This window comes from Duncaniella muricolitica, from assembly GCF_910574735.1.
Classification (GTDB): domain Bacteria; phylum Bacteroidota; class Bacteroidia; order Bacteroidales; family Muribaculaceae; genus Duncaniella; species Duncaniella muricolitica.
The window spans coordinates 1-20,374 of record NZ_CAJTCF010000073.1 but is presented as its reverse complement, the minus strand read 5'-3'; the positions used below and the strand labels follow the sequence as shown (position 1 = coordinate 20,374).

The window sequence follows — 20,374 nt, the reverse complement described above, 5'->3', positions numbered from 1 at the left end:
TATATACCAATGGAGAGCCGGATACGCTGAAAGGTGTAAGTCCGGTTCGGGGGCAGACTCGGGGAAACCTACCGCAGAAATGCGGCAAGGCGCCCCGGTGTCGAGCCTACAGATCAACGAGGCGCAAGGGCGGCTGCTCACTACCAACCGTATCTATAATGACGGTTCGGGAACGGTGGACATCAACAAGGCAATGGAGGGCTTCCACACCTTTCTGCCGCCACAGATGAAAGTGGAGAAGCCGGTGGTGCATATCTCGCTCAACCCACATCCCGATGACGTGCTGACCGATGCGGAATTGCAGGATATAGCCCGCGAGTATCTGGAAAAACTCGGTTTCGGCAACCAGCCTTACCTTGTTTTCAAGCACGAGGACATTGACCGCCACCACCTGCACATCGTGACCGTGCGGGTGGACGAGAACGGGAAATGTATCAGTGACAAGAACAACTACTATCGTAGCAAGCAGATCACCCGTGAGTTGGAGAAGAAATACGGACTGCACGATGCGGAACGCAAGAACCGCCGTCTTGACACGCCGCTGCGCAAGGTGGACGCCTCTGCGGGCGACGTGAAGAAGCAGGCGGGGAATATTGTCAAGGTTCTGAACGGGCAGTACCGTTTTCAGACGATGGGCGAATACCGCGCACTCCTTTCCTTATATAATATGACGGTGGAGGAAGCGCACGGCAATGTGCGCGGACGCGAGTATCACGGGCTGGTCTATTCCGTCACGGATGACATGGGCAACAAAGTCGGTAATCCGTTCAAATCCTCGCTCTTCGGGAAATCCGTCGGCTATGAAGCCGTGCAGAGGAAGTTTGCCCGTTCCAAGCAGGAGATCAAGGACAGGAAACTCGCCGGAATGACGAAACGCACTGTCCTTTCCGTGCTGGAAGGCACGTATGACAAGGATAAGTTCGTTGCCACGCTCAAAGGGAAAGGCATCGACACCGTGCTGCGCTACACGGAGGAAGGGCGCATCTACGGAGCCACGTTCATCGACCACCGCACGGGCTGCGTGCTGAACGGCTCGCGCATGGGCAAGGAACTTTCCGCCAATGCCTTGCAGGAACACTTCACGCTGCCTTACGCCGGACTGCCGCCCGTTCCGCTTTCCGTTCCGGTGGAAGCTGGGAAGGATATGCGCGGACAGAGCGCATCCGACGATGAAAGCATGGCGGGCGGTGTCGGCCTGCTCACTTCCGAAGGTCCGGCGGTGGACGCCGAGGAGGAAGCCTTCATCCGTGCGATGCGGCGCAAGAGGAAAAAGAAGAAGCGCAAGGGCTTGGGAATGTAACCGAAAGTATCAACAATCAAAAAAAACAATGTATGTCACAACAAGAAGACGATTTGAGGGCATTGGCGAAAATCATGGATTTTCTGCGTGCCGTGAGTATTATTTTAGTGGTCATGAACGTGTACTGGTTCTGCTATGAAGCCATCCGGCTTTGGGGTGTGGACATCGGCGTGGTGGACAGAATACTGATGAACTTCAACCGCACGGCGGGGCTGTTCCGTTCCATCCTGTACACGAAACTGTTTGCCGTTCTTCTGCTTGCCCTGTCCTGTCTGGGGACAAAGGGCGTCAAGGGAGAGAAAATCACTTGGAGAAGAATCTGGGCGGCCCTTGCCGCAGGGTTCGTGCTGTTCTTTCTCAACTGGTGGATATTGGCATTGCCGTTGCCGGTTGAAGCGGTGACGGGGCTTTATGTCCTGACCGTCGGAGCGGGCTATGTCTGCCTGCTGATGGGCGGTCTGTGGATGAGCCGCCTGTTGAAGCACAACCTGATGGATGACGTGTTCAACAACGAGAACGAGAGTTTCATGCAGGAAACACGGCTTATCGAAAGCGAGTATTCGGTCAATCTGCCCACACGCTTCTACTACAAAAAGCGTTGGAACAACGGCTGGATCAATGTCGTGAATCCCTTCAGGGCTTCCATCGTATTGGGTACGCCGGGCAGTGGTAAATCCTATGCGGTGGTAAACAATTTCATCAAGCAGCAGATAGAAAAGGGCTTTTCGATGTATGTGTACGACTTCAAATTCAGCGACTTGTCCACGATAGCCTACAACCATCTACTGAACCACCCGGAGGGCTACAAGGTGAAGCCGAAGTTCTATGTGATAAACTTCGACGACCCGCGACGCTCGCACCGTTGCAATCCCATCCACCCGGATTTCATGGAGGATATCACGGACGCTTACGAAAGCGCGTACACCATAATGCTCAACTTGAATAAGTCGTGGGTGCAAAAGCAGGGCGACTTCTTCGTGGAATCGCCTATCATTCTGTTTGCCAGTATTATATGGTATTTGAAAATTTATCAGAACGGCAAGTATTGCACGTTCCCCCATGCAATCGAGTTCCTGAACCGCCGTTACGAGGATATTTTCCCTATTCTGACCTCTTATCCCGAACTGGAAAACTACCTCTCGCCATTCATGGACGCATGGCTCGGAGGGGCTGCGGAGCAGTTGATGGGGCAGATAGCATCGGCGAAAATACCGCTTTCAAGGATGATTTCCCCGCAGCTCTACTGGGTGATGTCGGACAGCGAGTTCACGCTGGACATCAACAATCCCGAAGAGCCGAAAATCCTCTGCGTGGGCAACAACCCCGACCGCCAGAATATCTACGGTGCGGCTCTCGGTCTTTATAACTCCCGTATCGTGAAACTCATAAACAAGAAAGGTATGCTGAAGTCGTCGGTCATTATAGATGAACTACCGACGATATATTTCAAGGGGCTGGACAACCTTATCGCCACCGCGCGAAGCAACAAGGTTGCCGTGTGTCTGGGCTTTCAGGATTTCAGCCAGCTGGTGCGCGACTATGGCGATAAGGAAGCCAAAGTCGTGATGAACACCGTCGGAAATATCTTCTCCGGTCAGGTGGTAGGCGAAACCGCCAAGACGCTATCCGAACGCTTCGGAAAGGTATTGCAGAAACGGCAGTCCATTTCCATTAACCGGCAGGACGTTTCCACCTCCATCAACACGCAGATGGACGCGCTTATCCCACCCAGCAAGATTTCCGGCTTGACGCAGGGAATGTTTGTCGGTTCAGTATCTGATAACTTCAACGAGCGTATCGAACAGAAGATTTTTCACTGCGAGATTGTCGTGGACGCCGAGAAGGTGAAGCGCGAGGAGAAAGCCTACAAGAAGATCCCCGTCATTACCGACTTCATCGACGGGGACGGCAACGACTGCATGAAGGAAACGGTGCAGGCGAATTACAGGCGCATCAAGGAGGAGGTGAAGCAGATTGTCGCCGACGAACTGGAGCGTATCGCGGGTGACGAGAACCTGAAGCATCTGTTGCAGCAGAAATAGCCGGCAGGCGGTAACGAAAACGGGCGGGGCAAGTTTGACACCTTGTTCCGCCCGTTTTCGTTACCCTTCGTTTTCCGGATTTTCCTCTTTCAGCAATTTGTTTATGGTCGTTACCGTATGTGTCTGAAAGTAGGTCTTCAGTTCCGCGTCATCTTTCAGGAGTATGCCGCATTCCTCATCATAAGTTCCGATGATATATTTTTTAAGTTCGGAAAAACTTTCCGCAAACGGTATCTGCCTGTTTTCCTGCCAGTATTCGGTTACCATTTCGGAGATAAACGCTTTAAGCACGGCTTTTTCCTCTTTACCCAGTTTCTTGAAACGTGTCGTTTCACGGTTCACGGGCAACGGTTCCGGCAGAATATCCTCCGGATTCTTGCCGCTGCGCATGGCGGACATGCAGCTTTTACAGATATGTTGTGCGTGTCCTTTGCCGGAGAACTTCTCATTCGCCTTGTAGTCACCGCAAATCCGGCAGTAGTGCCCGTTCTGTTTCTTCTTTTTTGCCATTTCTTTATCCTGCTTCTGTTCCGGCTGCAAATATCGGCATTTATTTCCATGATTGTCAATATGATGCAACAAAAAAAGACGGAAAACAGATGATTGCCCCTTATTTTCCGTCTTTCCTGTCCGGATGGTGGTTCATCTTCTCATGCGTTCCAATTCCTCGTCACGTTGCATCTTCTCGTTGAGTTTCTCCTGCATCCTGTCAAGGAAGTAGGTGCGGCTCTCGTTCTTCCGGCGTTTGATGTCAATATAGAAGCGGTAGCAGTCCTTTGATTCGACACCGAAAATCTTGTAGAGGAGCGGGGCGAGCTGTTTAAGCGGCATGTTACCGTTGTTGATGCAGCCCATCTCGTTGATGCCGTAGATAAGTTCCACAAGGTCGATGGCGTTGCCTGTCCATTGCAGGAGTGTGGCGGATTTTTCAGTTGTATTTTCGGAGGATGTACGGATGGGGATTAGTGGTGGCACTTGGGGAGCGGCAAGGAACTTCTGCATCTTCCTTACGAAAGAGAGTGCCTTGCTGATATAGGATGCAACCTACCTCTTTTCTTCGGGAAAATTGCGCACGGGATGGTGCTGCAACTCGATTTCGATGTAAGCCAGCGCGATGATGGTGCGGTTGGTGTCCACATTGCCGCTGCATAGCTCGATCACTTGGGTGGCGAAAGCCGTGTATGCCGTTTCCATATTGCAGTCACCGGCTTCGTTTATACGGCGGAAGAACTCGGTTTCCGCCAATAAAAAATAATTCATGTCCTGTCAATTTTGAAATTTTACACTCTGTTTTTCGGTATGCGCACATGAATATGATTGGCAAAAATCATGTACATCAAACAAAAAATCCGGCACATAGTCTGCAATATGCTGGATTTCAGAGTAATAATTTCAAAATTTATTTATCCGACAGGAGTTGTATTCAACTTAAGGTGTTAATCTACTGAACATTAGTCCATTTTCCGGACATCAGACGCACGCTTTATAGATATGGCGGACCACTCCGTTGCGGTATGCTTTCTGTGAGGTCAGCGTCCATTGTTCCTGTGGCAAGACGGACTGGAAGAAACGCTTTCCCGTTCCGGCAATGAAAGGAATTGTGTATAGTATGATTTCATCCACCACACGCATACGCAGCAGCCCGTTGATGTAGTCCGCCTTTTCAGGAGTGGCTTCCGCCAGATAGCAGATGTCTGTTGTGGATTTCCGCCATTCGTCAAGCATGGAGATGGAATAATCCGGTGTGATATGATAAAGGGCGTTTTCCCTTATCTCGTTGATACCGCAATTTTCAAGGCGCAGTTCCTTATACGCTTTGCAATACAACTCGGAGCTTTGACATCCGTCCATCGTGAGGACGGCAAGAATCTGTACTTTACCCATTATCGTTTCCTTTCGTTAGGCAAGGGCAAAAAAGTAGCGTGCAAATCACACTACTTTCAAGCGACGGCTCTGGTAAAGCCTTTTACGGAGAGTACGTGAATGCACGCTATGCGTAGGCATAGCATAAGCATCACGCAATCGTCTCCGTAGTGTCAATTTACCAGATTTTCGCTCGAAACGCCTTGCGGTCTTATGTTATATATAGGCGGCAAAAGGCTCTGCCAATCGCCGTTACCTTCTGATATGTCATGCAAAGATAGCCATTTTCAGCGAATTGCGGGCTATGATTGCTCAATTTTGTATTTCAATCCATATTCTTCCAGTTTGTTATACAGTGTTGTCCTGCCTATTCCAAGCAGTTCGGCGGCGACCTTGCGGTTCCCGTCAGCTTGCTTCAAAGCGCGTATAATCCGCTCTTTATCTTCCTCTTTGTTGCGCAGGGAGAAGCTGGTAACAGAGGTTGTTTCGGTTATTCCAAGTTCCAGATGCTCTTTCGTGACAAGTCCCGTCTGTGCCTGCAACACCGCGCCCATGATTTTCTGACGAAGCTCGCGCACGTTGCCCAGCCATGAATGGGTCAGCAACGCTTTCCGTGCTTCGGAGCTGAATCCGCTAACCTTGCACTCCAATTCATTATTGGCAATCTCGCGGAAAAACTCTGCCAGCGGCATGATGTCTTCCTGACAATCACGCAGCGGCGGAACGGTTATCTCGAAGTCGTGCAGACGGTACAGCAAGTCCTGCCGGAAACGCTTTTCATTGACCGCCTTTTCCAGATTCTCGTTGGTGGCAGCGATAATACGGACATTGAAACTTCTATCCGTCCTGTCACCAACGGGGCGGTATCGCCGCTCCTGTATGGCACGCAGAAGCATCTGTTGGGTTTCCGGTGCAAGGTTGCCCACTTCGTCCAAAAACAGCGTGCCGCCTTCGGCTTCATGGAAATATCCTTTCTTGGCACTGTCCGCACCGGTGAACGCCCCTCTGACGTGTCCGAAGAATGCCGACGGTGCAAGCTCTTTGGTGAGTGAACCGCAGTCCACAGCCACAAACGGTTTTCCTGCCCGCTTGCTCTTGTCGTGCAGCAGATGGGCGATATGCTCTTTGCCCGTACCGTTCTCCCCGAATATCAGCACGCTCATGTCGGTGGGGGCTACCAGCCTTATCCGGTGCATGATTTTCTGAAAGGCGGAACCGTCACGGGCAAAGACGGGCATACGGCTTCGCCCGATATTCCGCTCTTTCAGTATGGTACGGAGCAGAGGTACAAGTTTGTCCTCCACGAGTTGTTTGGGTATGTAGTCCAGCGAACCGAGTTTCATACTTTCGACCGCCGTATGCACTTCGGCATAGTCGGTCATGATAATGAACGGCTGCATCATGCCTTCCTTGCGCATCCAGCGCAACAGGTCGATACCGTTGCCGTCGGGCAGACGCAGGTCTGAAACCACGATGTCCCCGTCTGCGGCTTGTTGCAGATATTTCTTCGCGGTCGAGAGGTGGAACGCCTGCACGGTACGGAATCCCTCACGTGCCAGCAGGTTGCAGACAAACTCGCAATACACGATGTTGTCCTCCACCACTATGATTTTTGTCTTATCCATTGTTATATTTCTTCCTTTCTTCTTTTGCCAGCCGGATTATCTCCGAACCCTTATCCAGCACAGCTTTTATAGCATTACCAATTGTTTTATCGTCAGGCGTGCCATCGCTATGAAGCAATTTGTATAGTTCCCTTAACGGCTGGTCGGCACGGAGTATCTCCCACGAGCTGCGCAGGTGGTGTGTAAGGGCGTCCAGCTCCTGAAGGTCTTTCCGTTGTTTCGCCTCCCGAACCGCCTGCATTTCCTTCTCGGTTTCCGTAATCAGTTTCTCCAGCATGACGGATTCATTGCCGTAGGATAGCAGGGATGTGAAATCCGGCTTTTCATTTTGTGCCGCATTCATGGCACATTTATTTGAAATCTCCATCAGTTCAGATATAGAGAACGGCTTGAACAGGCATTCTGTGAATCCATGTTCTATAAGTTCCTCTTTGCCGCAACTGCCCGAAGCGGTTGTCACGACTACCGGGATATCCCTTGAATTGCCAACGTTGGAAGTGCGCAACAGTTCCAGCAACTCGAAACCGTTTATATCCGGCATATTCAGATCCGTCAGAAGAAGGCTGTATTCCTTTTTTCGTATCAGTTCCATCAGTTCCGCAGCATCGGTACAGGTATCGCAGTGTATCCCTTCCTGTGCATACATTTCTTTCAGCATCAGGAGCAGCACTTCGTCATTGTCGATGGCAACCACATCGTGGAATGTATGGTTATGATGAACCTGTGCTTGATTTATCCGTTCCGGAATTTCCTCGGCTGTCTGCATGGGGATTTCCACAGTTAAACAGCTGCCTTTGCCTTTTTCGCTCTCCAGCCGGATTGTGCCGCCGAGCATTGTCACGATACGCTGCACGATGGACAATCCCAGCCCGAAGCCGTCTTTTGCAGCGGCGTTTGACAGACGTTCAAATGCACCGAATATACGTTGTTGCTCCTCTTCGGTCATGCCCGTCCCCGTATCTTCGACGATAAGTGTCAGCATCCCGTTAGTGTAATCCGTTGTCAGAGATACGCTGCCGTTCTCCGTGAACTTGATGGCGTTGGACAACAGATTATTTCCGATTTGCAGGATGCGTTCCTTATCAGTCAAAACAACCGTATCAGTTTGATTAATTATGGTAAGAGCCAGCCCCTTGTTCATAGCGGTTGGCATAAACTCCGTTTCAAGGATGTGCGTGATTGCCGAAATTTGGCAAGGAGAGAAATTCGGCTGCTCCTTGCCGTTGTCCAAGCGGAAGAAACTTAGCAGCGTATTGAGCATTTCACGCATACGCTCAGAAGATTGCCGGATGTTTTGGATATACGCCCCGATTTTATCAACATCGCAATCTTTTTGCATCATTCCGGCATAACCCGTTATTGCCGTCAGAGGTGTGCGCAATTCATGGGTGATGGTATGAACGGCTTTCTTGCGGGAAGCAATCAGTGCCTCGTTCTGTTCAACAGACTGTTGAAGTTGTCCGATTAAATCCGATGTTTTCAGTCGGTATCGTTTGATTCGGATGGCATCCCTATGTATAATTATGAACAATACGAGCAATAACAGAAGTATGGATAATGCCAGACTGCCAATTTGCCTGAACGACTTCTTACGCATGGTGGCTATCTCGGTTTCTCGTTCTTTCAGGTCGGTCTGAACATTGTTGTCGATATGACGGATAAGCCTACGTAATTGGCTGTTTAGGGCTGCATTATGTGCGGCAACGCTGTCGGTCTGTTCGCTAAGTATCCGGTTCTGGGCTTTTTGTTTGGCAATCACATCGTTGTTAAGAGAACAGAGCATCGAGGTTGTTGCCGACGGTTTTGTTTCCTCCTTTTTGCCGAAGATGCCCAAGAACCCCTTACGTTTAGTCTTGCGGGGGCTTTCATTTGCGCTTTGACGGACTATGAACGGCACTTTATCGGCTATACGCCTATTGAGTGTCCTCTGACGGGAATGTATATCCGCCAGCTCCCTCATCTGTGCTTCTTTGCTTGCCAATATGTCACGGATGCTGTCTATCCCGACACGTTCCGAACTGAACACCTCGCAGAAGACACACAGTGTACTGTCAATTACCATTCTTTGCTGATGGTATTGTTCTGCATCGCCCTCTTTCTATTCCGATACGGTTTCTCCCAGCAATGACAGCCCTGTAATCCGTATGTTCAGGCGGTTTATGTTTTTTCGCAACTCGCTTGCCTTACGGTTTTCCTCCTCGGACAGAGCCAATGTGTTTTGTTCGTTATGGTAGGTATAGGCTACCAGCAGTGACAGGATGAATATGGAAATGTAGCCTGCGGCTACTAATATGCGGTAGGATTTCATAAGCCGTATATATAATGATTGCGAAACTTCTCATTTGTCAGGAATATGCGTGCCGTCATAGCCGCATCTTCCAAATCTTGCCGGAAACGCGCTCATGATTCACTGTTCCAGTATTTCATCCTTCTCTCGCACCATTCCTCATATCCCTCTTTTTTCAGTTCTCCGGGTGTCTTGAGAACCTGCTGGTTGCAGAAGTCGGAAAAATTACTTGCAGAGAGGAACCGGTTGCGTTCAGCCACTTCCTTCAGGGCAAGTTCGGGACGGTAGGAAAGGTCTTCCTTGATACGGCTTATGCGCTCCTGCCGGAGCCACTCGGTCGCGGAACAACCGTAATATTCTTCAAAACGGCTTCGGAAATGGGAATAGCTCATGCCACACATCCCTGCCAGCTCCTCTGCTGTAAAGGTGTGCCACTTATACATCTTCACTTTCAGGCAGAAGACCGCTTTTTCCAGTTCTTTCAGACGGCTTTCCGCATATTGCATTTCAGATTCCTTCAGAGGGCTGGAGATATGGCGGAGGGTGTCACGGCGCGCCCTGAAAAAGTAGTCGCACACCCGGTTGGTCACGCAGTTAAGATAGGAGCGTCCCCTCATGCAGCGGAGCAGGTCGCAGAAGAACATCAGTTCCGGTGTCCGGTACTCCGTTTCATAGACGGCTACGAGGTCATTGCACAGGTAGCAGAATGCAAAGTCTTCAGGCGAGCATGCCACAAGAGCCATGTAAGGCTTATAGTCACGCATTTTCAATGTAGGCTGGACAGGAACGGATTTGAACGTGCCGACAATCAGGCGCAGCACCTCTGCATCATGGGCGAAACTCTCCATTTCGCGTACCATACGGCTTACGGAGTAACGTTTCTTTACAAGCTCTTCCGCCTTGTCTGCTATGCTGTGCAGGCTTACGGAGTGTATGGGATATATATCGGCTGTGTGCCGTAGCAGGGCTGTCAATCTCATTATGTTGTTTTTGCGGCAAATATCGGGTTTATAAAGTAACAAGCAGTTCCAAATCTTGCCGAAAATCCCAACACGGTCATATTTTTCCTTGCCGTTGCAACGCTTCCAAGAAGAAAACGGCAATGGTAGACACTACATACAGCGCAAGAACCCATGCACCGGATTTGCGTTGCACCGGGCTTTCATCGTCATATTTGGCTATAATCCTGTCGTAACGTTTCCTGAAAAAGAACCGCCAGCTCAACAAGGCAATAATGCCGCCCTCGATAATATAATACTGAATATCGGAGGGATATGCGACAATGCCGTATCGGGTCAGCATCCCCCATACGGTCAATACGTTGGTACTCAGTATGACCGAGAACATAAGCATCCCCATAAACACGGCTCCTTCCGCCAGAGAGGAATGAAGCCATAGTCTATAAAACCGATAATACAGATAATCTATCATGTCCTTCGGGTAACAATATCATGTTGAATATCACTCGGTCATTCCTGTGAGAAACTCCTGCGGATGTTGTTTGATGTATGTGCCTATCATCGTGTAGAGTTGCCGGTCATTATTCATCAAGGCATAGTACTCATCATCGAAGGCATCAAAGAGCTTCTCTTTATACCCGTGGGCGAATCCTTCCTTCGTTCCGTCCCATACCGATTGCAGTTCATCACGGTTGGCGGCATATTGGTCGTTGGCTCGTTTCACGACATCAGCGATCCGGTCTGCTCCGAACTTGACAAAGGTGTCCTCGGCTTTTTGCGCACGTTCGCCACCGGAATTGTAGTAGTATTGGTTGAAACCGCCGTTGATGACCTCCGCGTGCAGTTCCACCGCGCACATTATGCTGTCGAACACTTCGTTCTCCATGTCGCTTGCCAGTTCTCCGTCGATATATTTCCGGCAGAGTTTATCGGCAGGAAGACGCTCTATCAACTCTTCCGTTATCTGTTCGGAGCATCTTATCCCGAACAGTTTCTTTATCCAGTGTATCATGGTTCATTGCTTTTTTCTCGTTAATAATATATTATAGCCTCTTGAAAGTTATATCATCCGGTACTCCCAGCTCTTTCCGTTTAGCTTCAAAGTCCTTTTTACTGAATGCCCCGAACTTGTTTTCTTGTGCTTCCCATGCTTCTTGTGTGTTATTTACGGGAATGATGTAATATTCGGTTGTATTCTTGTCATAACGCTGTAAGGAAACGCCCATGCTGTCCCTCAAAGCACGATATGCCATGACAAGAATAAATTCATCGTCATATCCCACTGCATAAACATTTGCTCCGGTTATTCCCGTATAGGGTGCATTATCATCTTTCTGCCTGTGATAACACACGTCCATATCATCTTTGGTATCTACCGCTATCAAGTAGTAGTTTCCGGTAAGATGCTGTTCATATACGAACCCGCAACCTTGCATTAGGGGCAACAATAAAAAGAATAATGATATAATTGTTTTCATGCTCTCAATTATTATTAGTGGGTTGGAAAGGAACTCCGTTTAGGAGTTAACTTTCCTTGTTATGAACTCGTTGTTCCATATCTGATGTTTTATATATGAATGACATATCATTTGTTCCACCTCACGCAATCCGTCCACCCCCATTCATCGAACAGCCATGTTTCTAAGAAGAAAAGTACAAAGGGCAGCAGGAACAGAAAATATGCCTGTACCGCGCTGATATGCTTAGAGCGGCGGTAGCGGTTCAACAATGCCTGTACACGGGCTTTCCTGTATCGTGCAAGAATAAATACACAAATAAGCAAAAACATTGCACCTAAATAGCCAAGATGTAAGGACGACCATTGCGGTACACTGTTAATCAGGAGAAAGTTGCCGGGCAGAACTACTATCCACCACCAATACCAAAACAGCAGTATAAAACCTGACATCCGTCCTATCTTCTTGCCCCAAACCACTCCCTTGAAATATAGGTAGTCAAAAAAATAGTATCTGTAATTCGTCCGGTTTGCACGTTGCTTCACTCGTTCAAAATAGTTATCTGTATTTTTTATTCCTTTATTATTCATAATGGCTTGGAAAGGAACACCGTCAGATGCTATCTTTCGTTGTTACTAACTTATTTACAAATCCCAATCCGGTGAATAAACACCCAATCCCAATAAGGGGATAAACAATACCACATAAGACTGCAAGCATATTCAATCCTCGTTCATCTCCCGTGAAGCCGTCTAAACAAACAGCTTGCAATATGAAGTTTGTAATTTGCCAATCCAATAAACTTTGGTCTATACAGATAAAAGCAAGCCACAAAAGGATAGAGCAACCTTCCAAGCCCAACAATAACATTATGGTTTTAGGTTGCATTGCATATAGTTTATAGACCTTGTAGATTACCAGTATATCTATTATTACAAGCATACCCAAAAGACAATATTCCATAATGCCATATATTCCGAACAGACGACCAATGCCTAAGCCACCACAAAATAATGTTATGACTATCAGCAAAGCACTGAAAGCTGTCAATGATATTATGGATTGAACTGTTTTATTCATCGCACTATTGTTAGTAATGGTTTAGCAGGGAACGGCTTGCCCGTTATCCTGCTTCGTTAAGTTCGCCCGACATGGGCATAATCTAATGGGTGCAAGTCCCTAACGCGGCCTAATAGCGGCAAGCGTACAGCCAAAGACAAGCTGCCAATGGCGACATTGGGTGTGAAGGAAGTCGGCGGCAAATCACTGGCCTGACGTACAGAAATTTGATACCAAGGCGTTTGCTCGTGGGTAAGACTGCTTAAGAAGTTAAAGCCCGATAGCTATTCGGAACGAGTGGCGTAAATCAAGCAGGTATAAGTGTGAAAGATTATGCTCTTAATCGGGGAGGTCTCACGGACGCAGTGGCGACTCATTTACTCAAAGCTGCGGAGTAAAGCTTGCCGTGAGAAGTCAGCAGAGGTCATAGTACCTTGCGAGGATAGCGCAAGGGAAGGACTGAACCCAACTGAAGTAAATATTGTCAGACATCATCAAATGGAAGGAAGAATGCAGAAAATATCGGCACAGAACGATAGCCGCCCTCAAAAGAATAGGCCGGAAGCCAAAGGCTATGAGGGGGTGCAGACTTTCATGTGCGTGGAGGACGGATATTTCACAACGGAACAACCTAAACGGGAATACCCTTTGCTGGAGCAAATTCTGTCACCGGGCAACCTCAATGCTGCTTATAAACAAGTAAAGAGCAACGGAGGAGCGCCGGGGATAGATAAAATGGATTGCGACCGATTGCTCGGCTATCTCAGAGAGCACGGAGAGCAACTGACAGAGAGTATTCGCCGACGGACATATCGTCCGAACCCCGTCCGCAGGGTTGAGATACCCAAGGACAACGGCAATAAACGCCTGCTTGGGATACCGACTGTAGTAGACCGAGTAATCCAGCAGGCTATTGCCCAAGTATTGACCCCAATCTATGAACGTCAGTTCAGCGAGGGAAGCTACGGCTTCCGCCCCCGCAGAGGAGGTAAGAAAGCGTTGGTAAAGGCAACGGAGATAATCAGTCAAGGCTACCGCTATGCAGTTGACATAGACCTTGAACGCTTCTTCGACACCGTCAACCACGCCAAGATGATAGAGATACTGCAACGGACGATAAAGGATGGTGCGGTTATCTCCCTCATACACAAATACCTCAATAGCGGAGTAATGGTAAATGGCAGATATGAGGAAACAAGGGAGGGAACGCCACAAGGCGGACCGCTCAGCCCTCTGCTTGCCAATATACTGCTCAACGAACTTGACAAAGAACTCGAAAGGCGCGGGCATCCGTTTGTACGCTATGCAGATGATGGACTCATTTTCTGCAAAAGTCGCAGAGCGGCAGAACGAGCAAAGGAGAGTATCACAAAGTTCATAGAGTCAAGACTCAAACTTCGCGTCAACCGCGAAAAGACCGAATGCTCCTATGTAGGAAAATTGAAATTCCTCGGTTACAGTTTCTATATCCGCAACGGCAAATGCCGCCTGCGGCTACATCAAAAGACCGAAGCCAAAATGCGTCGCCGTCTGAAAGCCATAACTTCAAGGAGTAATGGAATGGGATATGCCAAGCGCAAACAAGCTCTCGCAGAATATCTGCGGGGGTGGACGGAATACTACAATTTGGCCGACATGGGAAGCAGGGTCAAAGAGATAGACCAATGGCTGCGCCGCCGTATCCGCATGTGTATCTGGAAAGCATGGAAACGTCCGAGGACGCGGGTGCAGAACCTAATCAAATGCGGAATAGATAAATGGCGAGCGTATCAATGGGGCAATACGAGTCAAGGTTATTGGCGTATAGCTGGCAGTTGGATAACGACGAGGGCAATGCCCGATGAAGCACTATACCGACAAGGTTATGTATGGATAGGTTGCTACTACAAGGCGTCAGCGTTGCCGAAAGGTTGAGGAACCGCCGTATGCGGAACCGCATGTACGGTGGTGTGAGAGGACAAGTGAACACGAAAGGAGGCGAACACCTCTGATTAGTGTTCACCTCCTACTCGATTGGTATATTTATATTTTTCCTTTGCTATAAAAAGCCTCTAAAACAAAGAGAAACAACGAAAGGAAAATATATAATATAAGTATCAATAGATTATTTTTATTAGGCTTTTCATTAAACTTATCTATGACTGTTTTATACCTTTTGTGCCAATAGAAACGAACACATAAAAGAATGAATATAAGCCCCAAAGACACATAATACATCGTTTCGGTTGGATATGGCGCAATTTTATATTGTTCCAATACTCCCCATATTGTGTGAATATTGCAATTCAGAAATATGGTAAGAAATAATAAAGCCGCATAAACAGCTATTTCGGAAATAGAACTGTATTTCCATAGCCTATAAAATTTGAAAAATAAATAATCTATCATACCTAATTACCATTAATGGCTGGCGGATAATTGACCGTTAGGGAGATTCATCCGCTTGTTATTCACCTAATTTATTGTTCCAAATTTTATTTCATCCTCAAATGAAATATAAATGATTTTTTTGAAATCCATAAACAGCAAATAATGGTGTTCGGGAATTTCATTTACCATAAAAGGGATAATCGTTAGCAAATCGTTCAAATGAAACTCGTAACAATTATTCGTTAAATTATCCCCTATATAAATGACAACTTCATCCTTACTGCATATTCTTTCGTCTATCAATTCTTTAATAAACCTGATTACGTCACAAGAAATACTCTTTTGATTTGAATCTACGAATTTGGTGTTATTTAACTTACTAAAGTCAATGCGTTCTCCTAAAAAAGGGAAGTATCTGTTTATATTCTCCACATAGCAGGTTTGATCTGAAATTATAGTATATTTTATTTTCAGATTATCTGCATATTTAATCAAGGAATCATCGTAATAACTATTCATATATTAAGACTGTATATTCTTTGATTTTCACTTCTTTTATTTTTCAGGTGAATAATGTCTGGCAGCGTTCCGCCTTTTTCAGTCGGTTTGCTGTTTGTTAGCAACTAAGTGTTCTCATTGTTTATCCATTCTTTTATGTCATCTAACACATCGTGTAACCAAGCCCAAATATTTGGATATTTTTTTATGATTTCAAATCCATCATTTGTCCATCCATGAATCAAGAACACTTCAGTAGCGATATTCTCTTGAACTCTAAAACAAACCAAGTCATCATTATCTTGACGCCTTCCAAAAACGAGCAAATTATCTTTAATGGGAGATGACCATATTTCATTTACCCAAAATATTTTATCTTCTGAAAGGAAATACCAAGGTTGTAGTTGTGTGAAGTAATCAAACCCTACAATCTTTTTTTCAATTAGCCAAATATAGCCTTTCGGATATATTATTTCTTTTTTATTCATCATACATTTTAGTTGCTAATGTAGTCAAATAGTTTGAGTTCCTGTAAGTAGCGGTTCAGATTTCGGGAATGGATGGGCTTTGCCTTGCGTATATCTATACCTGTAAACTCATGTGTACCCGTTTCGGATAAATACGTTCTTGCCTGTAAGAAAATCCGTTGCCATCTTCTTGTTATCGGGGGATAGTTCCGTTGCATGTTTGGGACTGACCTATATAGTGGGGTTGTTGCAGTCGGTAGCTCTCCAACTGCATGGCAAGTTCATACAGGTTTCGGCTCACCTCAATGAACTTCAAACCCCACTTGTCGCAAAGGGCTCTTTGCAATTTGTCTGTTTGGTTGTCGTTGTACTAATCCAATGTGGTACGCTGTGGCGGATAGTCTTGGTAAGTGATGTACAAGGTACATACCATGCGTTCCACCTGCGACAAATCCACATCGCTCAACACGTCAATCGTAATCAAATCGTCCGAGTAAATGATAAGGCGAACGTAATTGTGAAAGTAGGAGTAAATGCCATCTATGACTAGCATTTACTTCCTGCCCGATTCTGCAAGTTCTTCATGCTGTTAATGTTTAATTATCAAGCACGAAAATACCTGTTGATAACTTTTGCAAGCTGTTCTAAGTCCTATACTTCAAAAACAATATTCAAAAGAATATGATTGATTAGAGGACTATTCCTGTTTTTTCTTTAATCATTGCTTTAATTTTCATTTCATCCATTTCAAACTCAGAACCTGCATCCATCATCATCATAGAATAAACCACTTCATAAAGTCTATCCGATAATTTATTGGCATATTTCAAATAAAATTCATGAGCAAAAATTGCAGCCTTTTCAGGATTATATCCTTGAGAAAATTGCAATTTAAGTTGCTCTATAAACATAAGTTCTATATTTCTGTATTCTAATGACATTTTTTTACTGCTTTGCCGGAAGGTGTAGCTTTTCCACTATCTATATCCGTTTGAGTTGGTGGATAATGGTTTGCAGCTTGCCGCCGTTAGGTGGCACAGGTGCTTGTTATCTGCATTGTTACATAAAAACTCCGAATAATTCATTGAGCCGTTCCTCATTTATCGGATTGCTACCATTCCATCCTAATAGCGGCAAAATTATATCAGAACGAAAATTTTTAGCAGCTTTACCGTTTATCTCACATCTTTCAGCGAATGGAGTAAAACCATCATACAGTGGCTTCACATATGAATTTGGCATGATACCCAATTCAGCCAATACAGTTAGTTGTCCACGAAAGCGAAATTTCTCATAGTCAGGAATAATTTTTGCCTTTCTTATTCGCTGTTCCAATTTTCCGGGAGTTTCATCTGCTGGAGCATTACGTATATGTTCGATGACACTACGGAAGATTTGAATATCCTTGTCGGTAGGAATACAAGGTGGGAGTTTGGAAAACTCTTCTAAATCTATCACATATTTTCCCCACAGTTCGTTCCACGCATAACCATAGTACCAAGCGAAAATCTCTTCACCTTTTTGTATCCAATTATTCCCTTTAATAGAACAAAGAGGACAATAACTATCAGAATCGTAAGCATGGGAAGGAACGGCTCTTGCAAACAAATAACTTAGAATTGGTTGTCTGCCTCTTGGAAAACTATTGAATCCACAAATAAAAGCTGATAGACAACTCTTTAAGTTAATATTACTGTTTTGCAATAAAGATTTATACTTCTCAATACATTGATTGTGAGTAAAATGAACCACCTCATTTACAGGATAGCTATTTTCAAGTAAATAAGTATATTCATCCGCTTTAAGATTATTTGTCGAGTAGCAAGTTGTTTTTGTCGAACAATCAAACTTATCTCCACAATCTATTTCATGGAGATAACCTTTTTCGTCTTTAATGTATTTCTTCTTGAAATACACTTTCTTTAGTATTTTGAATAACTTGTCATTCATTTGCTATTCTTTTTTGCAGATAATGGTTAGAAAGGAGCATCGTCAGATGCTATCTTTCGTTGTTATAAACTTAATTGTTCTTGCTCACTTACATTTTCGTTTATTAGTCTGCACATATATTCTTGCAGGCAATAATTATATATTTCAGCAGTAAGTAATGATTTTATATATTCCACATTTTCATATATGTATTTCATTTTATAAGCTAATATTTCAAAGGGCATATCTTCGTTATTATATGTAGCTATTATCTGCCATAAACTTGAAATCGTTTGGCTTATGTCATTATCTTGGCACTGTTTATTGGCTTCCATATTCTGATATTTATAGATGTAATGCTCTGTGTATGCTGGTATGCGGAATGTTTCATGTGTAAAGCCAGTTCCGCCCCCGGCAATACATCTCAACATATCATTTACACAATAGAATATTTTGTTTAACGTCTTACGTTCACAACGATAGTGTTTCCTATTATTGGCATTAAACTGTGCATACCATATACAATATAAGTCAAATCCGGTTTCTCCATAGAAATAACCTTGCAATGAAGTATATTGTTGGCGGTATAATGCATCGGGATAAACCGTTGCCGAATTTGCAAACAATCTTTCCGCATCTTCTTCTATATAGCGGTACTCTTTCTTACTTTGTTTACGGAATTTATCAATATTGAGTATATCATCTTGTATGTTACGTTCACACAGAGTTTTACTGCAAGAGCACCCCATTACCACGAAAATGGCAAGAACAAATAGTACTATGTTTGCAATGCGATACATATTGTTTATAATGTCCGGCGGATAATCGACCATTAGGAGATTCATCCGCTTGTTACCGACGGTTTATTATTGCTGATTATCTTGTTTATTCTCCTTTTCGTAATGGTATGTACTACAATATCGCTCATACGAAATATTATTCTTATTCAGGTAATCTTCAAAATCAGAATACCTAGCTACTTGTTGTAGATATTCTCTATATGCGACATAAAATCTTCGGCAATCTTCTATTAGAATTTCGTCATTGTCAATTTTTAGTTTGTCTGAAATGGCTTGGAACTTGTCAACGGAGCTTAACATATTCGGTATATCTGAGATGTTTGCTCCATCCATTCCATTCAAAACACCAAAAGGGATTTCATGTATTGAGAACCATAAATGCTCTTTCATGATGAAATACGTTGCTTTTAACGCATCTTCATTATCAGGTTCTTTTTCAAGAACCATATCAGCCAACTGAATCGAACTGTATTTATAATTATGCGTCTTTGAAAATATCGACACTGGACTTGTAGTTGATATATATTTAATCCCATCCCTGCCATGCAGACAGTAGAATAGGAACTTCAATCCTTCTATGCCTCCGTTTTGAAAGTCCTCATTAACTATTGGGACTATTGCCTTTTCAATAAAAATTTTATTATAGCTTACATCTTTGTATTTGTCCCAAAACTCATATAATTCAGGAATAGTCGGATTGCCGTCCACATATTGAGCCTTAGCCCATTCCGTCAAAAGAATGTGCCGCTGCTTCCGTTCCGGTTTGCTAAGATATTCCTTTCGGAATTTCAAGCATATTTCAATATAATCAGCTAATATTTGTTTCATTGTTTTCTCTCGTCGGTAATGGGTTGCAGCTTGCCGCCGTTAGGCGGAACAGGTGCTTGTTAGCATCATTTTTAATCCAATTCTGCTCTTGAAAATAAATCCTGTATCAAAGTTTCATTTTCACAGGCGTTTTTGAAGGCTATGATAAATGTTTTCAATGCTTCTTTATCGTCAGAATATGCGCAAAACATATCGGCTTCGGGGTCAAACTGAACAATATCTATTAATTTAGGCTCCAATTCGTCTAAAAAAACTCGTGCCAAAGAAGCCCAGTCATAACCCGTTCCTTCAAAGCCTTCGTTTTCTCTTGTTTGAAAAATCTCATCCTTATACTCGCCAACATTCAAACAAACAGATACGCTGTTTTCATGCTCTACCCAAAAGAACGGTTTTATTTGTTCCTCAAAATTATTAGTGCCCATATTGTTCTAACTCATTAAAAAGCTCATCTCCATTTGCTTTAATGCCATCTCTAAATTTAGCAGGAATTTTACTGCCACAACGCTCAAACCAATCGTTAAAAACATTCTTCCATTCCTGAACTTTCTCTTTTTTGATTAGCAAATTAGCATCAACCGTAAATCTTTTAGCTAACATAACTAATATATCTATATGAGTTAAGACTGCTTGAGTTGGCTTATTAGCCGTTTTTAGCCATTCAATATTTTCGTCAATCTGCTTTAATGCCAAATTGATGTATCGAGCATTTTCTAATTCTGCCATTTCATTACCTTCTGGCGCTGTACTAAATATTTTCATTGTAATCCTATTTGTTTTTCGATGCTAATGGTTTGCAGCTTGCCGCCGTTAGGCGGAACAGGTGCATGTTATTCGCATATTATTCGGGTCGCCAATATGGATGTAATGCCGTTCCAATATTAAACATTGGA

20 protein-coding genes and 2 pseudogenes are annotated in these 20,374 nt (G+C 44.8%); 3 read left to right on the top strand and 19 right to left on the bottom strand.

Going from position 1 to position 20,374, the window contains the following annotated elements; all coding sequences use genetic code 11:
• Positions 1–79 precede the first annotated feature (79 nt).
• Both mobB and mobC read left to right on the top strand, forming a co-directional pair.
• On the top strand, positions 80–1,300 hold the full coding sequence (gene mobB, locus QGT73_RS13950) for a conjugal transfer protein MobB (RefSeq protein WP_280122834.1): 1,221 nt from the start codon (positions 80–82) through the stop codon (positions 1,298–1,300).
• A gap of 32 nt (positions 1,301–1,332) precedes the next feature.
• Entirely contained in the window at positions 1,333–3,342 is a 2,010-nt protein-coding gene (mobC, locus tag QGT73_RS13945; RefSeq protein WP_280122833.1) for a conjugal transfer protein MobC, read from the top strand.
• Between the two features lie 60 nt (positions 3,343–3,402).
• Here mobC and QGT73_RS13940 read toward each other — a convergent pair whose 3' ends face one another.
• The 11 genes and pseudogenes from QGT73_RS13940 to QGT73_RS13890 all read right to left on the bottom strand — a co-directional run bounded on the left by QGT73_RS13940 (position 3,403) and on the right by QGT73_RS13890 (position 12,613).
• Positions 3,403–3,852 (bottom strand): hypothetical protein, encoded by a 450-nt coding sequence (locus QGT73_RS13940; protein WP_172206522.1) that lies wholly within the window; start codon positions 3,850–3,852, stop codon positions 3,403–3,405.
• A gap of 132 nt (positions 3,853–3,984) precedes the next feature.
• A pseudogene (locus QGT73_RS13935) lies at positions 3,985–4,602 on the bottom strand (RteC domain-containing protein).
• Between the two features lie 210 nt (positions 4,603–4,812).
• Entirely contained in the window at positions 4,813–5,226 is a 414-nt protein-coding gene (locus QGT73_RS13930; protein ID WP_172206518.1) for a dihydrofolate reductase family protein, read from the bottom strand.
• A 281-nt stretch (positions 5,227–5,507) separates the two neighbouring features.
• Positions 5,508–6,830, bottom strand: coding sequence for a sigma-54-dependent transcriptional regulator (locus QGT73_RS13925; protein WP_280122832.1), 1,323 nt, complete (start codon positions 6,828–6,830; stop codon positions 5,508–5,510).
• Positions 6,823–9,138: pseudogene (locus QGT73_RS13920) on the bottom strand (hybrid sensor histidine kinase/response regulator). The gene QGT73_RS13925 and the pseudogene QGT73_RS13920 overlap by 8 nt, the downstream one beginning before the upstream one ends.
• A gap of 92 nt (positions 9,139–9,230) precedes the next feature.
• Positions 9,231–10,097 (bottom strand): helix-turn-helix transcriptional regulator, encoded by an 867-nt coding sequence (locus QGT73_RS13915; RefSeq protein ID WP_280122831.1) that lies wholly within the window; start codon positions 10,095–10,097, stop codon positions 9,231–9,233.
• A 76-nt stretch (positions 10,098–10,173) separates the two neighbouring features.
• Positions 10,174–10,548 (bottom strand): hypothetical protein, encoded by a 375-nt coding sequence (locus QGT73_RS13910; protein ID WP_280122830.1) that lies wholly within the window; start codon positions 10,546–10,548, stop codon positions 10,174–10,176.
• A gap of 30 nt (positions 10,549–10,578) precedes the next feature.
• Positions 10,579–11,088, bottom strand: a complete 510-nt coding sequence (locus tag QGT73_RS13905) for a DMP19 family protein (RefSeq protein WP_280122829.1) — start codon at positions 11,086–11,088, stop codon at positions 10,579–10,581.
• 31 nt (positions 11,089–11,119) lie between these two features.
• On the bottom strand, positions 11,120–11,554 hold the full coding sequence (locus QGT73_RS13900) for a DUF3997 domain-containing protein (protein ID WP_280122828.1): 435 nt from the start codon (positions 11,552–11,554) through the stop codon (positions 11,120–11,122).
• 107 nt (positions 11,555–11,661) lie between these two features.
• A complete protein-coding gene (locus tag QGT73_RS13895; RefSeq protein WP_280122827.1) occupies positions 11,662–12,123 on the bottom strand; it encodes a hypothetical protein in 462 nt (153 codons plus the stop codon).
• Positions 12,124–12,145: 22 nt separating this feature from the next.
• A complete protein-coding gene (locus QGT73_RS13890) occupies positions 12,146–12,613 on the bottom strand; it encodes a hypothetical protein (RefSeq protein WP_280122826.1) in 468 nt (155 codons plus the stop codon).
• Positions 12,614–13,090: 477 nt separating this feature from the next.
• Between QGT73_RS13890 and ltrA the strand changes: the two genes are divergently transcribed.
• Positions 13,091–14,506 (top strand): group II intron reverse transcriptase/maturase, encoded by a 1,416-nt coding sequence (ltrA, locus tag QGT73_RS13885; RefSeq protein WP_217938172.1) that lies wholly within the window; start codon positions 13,091–13,093, stop codon positions 14,504–14,506.
• 540 nt (positions 14,507–15,046) lie between these two features.
• Here the strand turns inward: ltrA and QGT73_RS13880 are convergent.
• The 8 genes from QGT73_RS13880 to QGT73_RS13845 all read right to left on the bottom strand — a co-directional run bounded on the left by QGT73_RS13880 (position 15,047) and on the right by QGT73_RS13845 (position 20,243).
• Entirely contained in the window at positions 15,047–15,481 is a 435-nt protein-coding gene (locus QGT73_RS13880) for a hypothetical protein (RefSeq protein WP_121736197.1), read from the bottom strand.
• Between the two features lie 104 nt (positions 15,482–15,585).
• The gene (locus QGT73_RS13875) at positions 15,586–15,951 is read right to left on the bottom strand and encodes a hypothetical protein (RefSeq protein WP_280122825.1); all 366 of its coding nucleotides are present in this window, start codon (positions 15,949–15,951) and stop codon (positions 15,586–15,588) included.
• A gap of 665 nt (positions 15,952–16,616) precedes the next feature.
• Positions 16,617–16,868, bottom strand: a complete 252-nt coding sequence (locus tag QGT73_RS13870) for a hypothetical protein (RefSeq protein ID WP_121737091.1) — start codon at positions 16,866–16,868, stop codon at positions 16,617–16,619.
• 118 nt (positions 16,869–16,986) lie between these two features.
• Positions 16,987–17,877, bottom strand: coding sequence for a hypothetical protein (locus tag QGT73_RS13865; protein WP_280122824.1), 891 nt, complete (start codon positions 17,875–17,877; stop codon positions 16,987–16,989).
• 62 nt (positions 17,878–17,939) lie between these two features.
• Entirely contained in the window at positions 17,940–18,656 is a 717-nt protein-coding gene (locus tag QGT73_RS13860) for a hypothetical protein (protein WP_280122823.1), read from the bottom strand.
• Between the two features lie 66 nt (positions 18,657–18,722).
• Positions 18,723–19,484 (bottom strand): hypothetical protein, encoded by a 762-nt coding sequence (locus QGT73_RS13855; protein WP_280122822.1) that lies wholly within the window; start codon positions 19,482–19,484, stop codon positions 18,723–18,725.
• A 71-nt stretch (positions 19,485–19,555) separates the two neighbouring features.
• Positions 19,556–19,906: an immunity 51 family protein gene (locus QGT73_RS13850; protein WP_123611171.1), complete on the bottom strand. Its 351-nt coding sequence runs from the start codon at positions 19,904–19,906 to the stop codon at positions 19,556–19,558.
• Positions 19,896–20,243, bottom strand: coding sequence for a hypothetical protein (locus tag QGT73_RS13845; protein ID WP_068960257.1), 348 nt, complete (start codon positions 20,241–20,243; stop codon positions 19,896–19,898). The genes QGT73_RS13850 and QGT73_RS13845 overlap by 11 nt, the downstream gene beginning before the upstream one ends.
• Positions 20,244–20,374: the final 131 nt, after the last annotated feature.

What these genes read in the sequence shown, in the direction of transcription:
- mobB (WP_280122834.1), top strand. Translation starts at nt 80, where the DNA reads ATGCGGCAAGGCGCCCCGGTGTCGAGCCTACAGATCAACGAGGCGCAA.
- mobC (WP_280122833.1), top strand. Translation starts at nt 1,333, where the DNA reads ATGTCACAACAAGAAGACGATTTGAGGGCATTGGCGAAAATCATGGAT.
- QGT73_RS13940 (WP_172206522.1), bottom strand. Translation starts at nt 3,852, where the DNA reads ATGGCAAAAAAGAAGAAACAGAACGGGCACTACTGCCGGATTTGCGGT.
- QGT73_RS13930 (WP_172206518.1), bottom strand. Translation starts at nt 5,226, where the DNA reads ATGGGTAAAGTACAGATTCTTGCCGTCCTCACGATGGACGGATGTCAA.
- QGT73_RS13925 (WP_280122832.1), bottom strand. Translation starts at nt 6,830, where the DNA reads ATGGATAAGACAAAAATCATAGTGGTGGAGGACAACATCGTGTATTGC.
- QGT73_RS13915 (WP_280122831.1), bottom strand. Translation starts at nt 10,097, where the DNA reads ATGAGATTGACAGCCCTGCTACGGCACACAGCCGATATATATCCCATA.
- QGT73_RS13910 (WP_280122830.1), bottom strand. Translation starts at nt 10,548, where the DNA reads ATGATAGATTATCTGTATTATCGGTTTTATAGACTATGGCTTCATTCC.
- QGT73_RS13905 (WP_280122829.1), bottom strand. Translation starts at nt 11,088, where the DNA reads ATGATACACTGGATAAAGAAACTGTTCGGGATAAGATGCTCCGAACAG.
- QGT73_RS13900 (WP_280122828.1), bottom strand. Translation starts at nt 11,554, where the DNA reads ATGAAAACAATTATATCATTATTCTTTTTATTGTTGCCCCTAATGCAA.
- QGT73_RS13895 (WP_280122827.1), bottom strand. Translation starts at nt 12,123, where the DNA reads ATGAATAATAAAGGAATAAAAAATACAGATAACTATTTTGAACGAGTG.
- QGT73_RS13890 (WP_280122826.1), bottom strand. Translation starts at nt 12,613, where the DNA reads ATGAATAAAACAGTTCAATCCATAATATCATTGACAGCTTTCAGTGCT.
- ltrA (WP_217938172.1), top strand. Translation starts at nt 13,091, where the DNA reads ATGGAAGGAAGAATGCAGAAAATATCGGCACAGAACGATAGCCGCCCT.
- QGT73_RS13880 (WP_121736197.1), bottom strand. Translation starts at nt 15,481, where the DNA reads ATGAATAGTTATTACGATGATTCCTTGATTAAATATGCAGATAATCTG.
- QGT73_RS13875 (WP_280122825.1), bottom strand. Translation starts at nt 15,951, where the DNA reads ATGATGAATAAAAAAGAAATAATATATCCGAAAGGCTATATTTGGCTA.
- QGT73_RS13870 (WP_121737091.1), bottom strand. Translation starts at nt 16,868, where the DNA reads ATGTCATTAGAATACAGAAATATAGAACTTATGTTTATAGAGCAACTT.
- QGT73_RS13865 (WP_280122824.1), bottom strand. Translation starts at nt 17,877, where the DNA reads ATGAATGACAAGTTATTCAAAATACTAAAGAAAGTGTATTTCAAGAAG.
- QGT73_RS13860 (WP_280122823.1), bottom strand. Translation starts at nt 18,656, where the DNA reads ATGTATCGCATTGCAAACATAGTACTATTTGTTCTTGCCATTTTCGTG.
- QGT73_RS13855 (WP_280122822.1), bottom strand. Translation starts at nt 19,484, where the DNA reads ATGAAACAAATATTAGCTGATTATATTGAAATATGCTTGAAATTCCGA.
- QGT73_RS13850 (WP_123611171.1), bottom strand. Translation starts at nt 19,906, where the DNA reads ATGGGCACTAATAATTTTGAGGAACAAATAAAACCGTTCTTTTGGGTA.
- QGT73_RS13845 (WP_068960257.1), bottom strand. Translation starts at nt 20,243, where the DNA reads ATGAAAATATTTAGTACAGCGCCAGAAGGTAATGAAATGGCAGAATTA.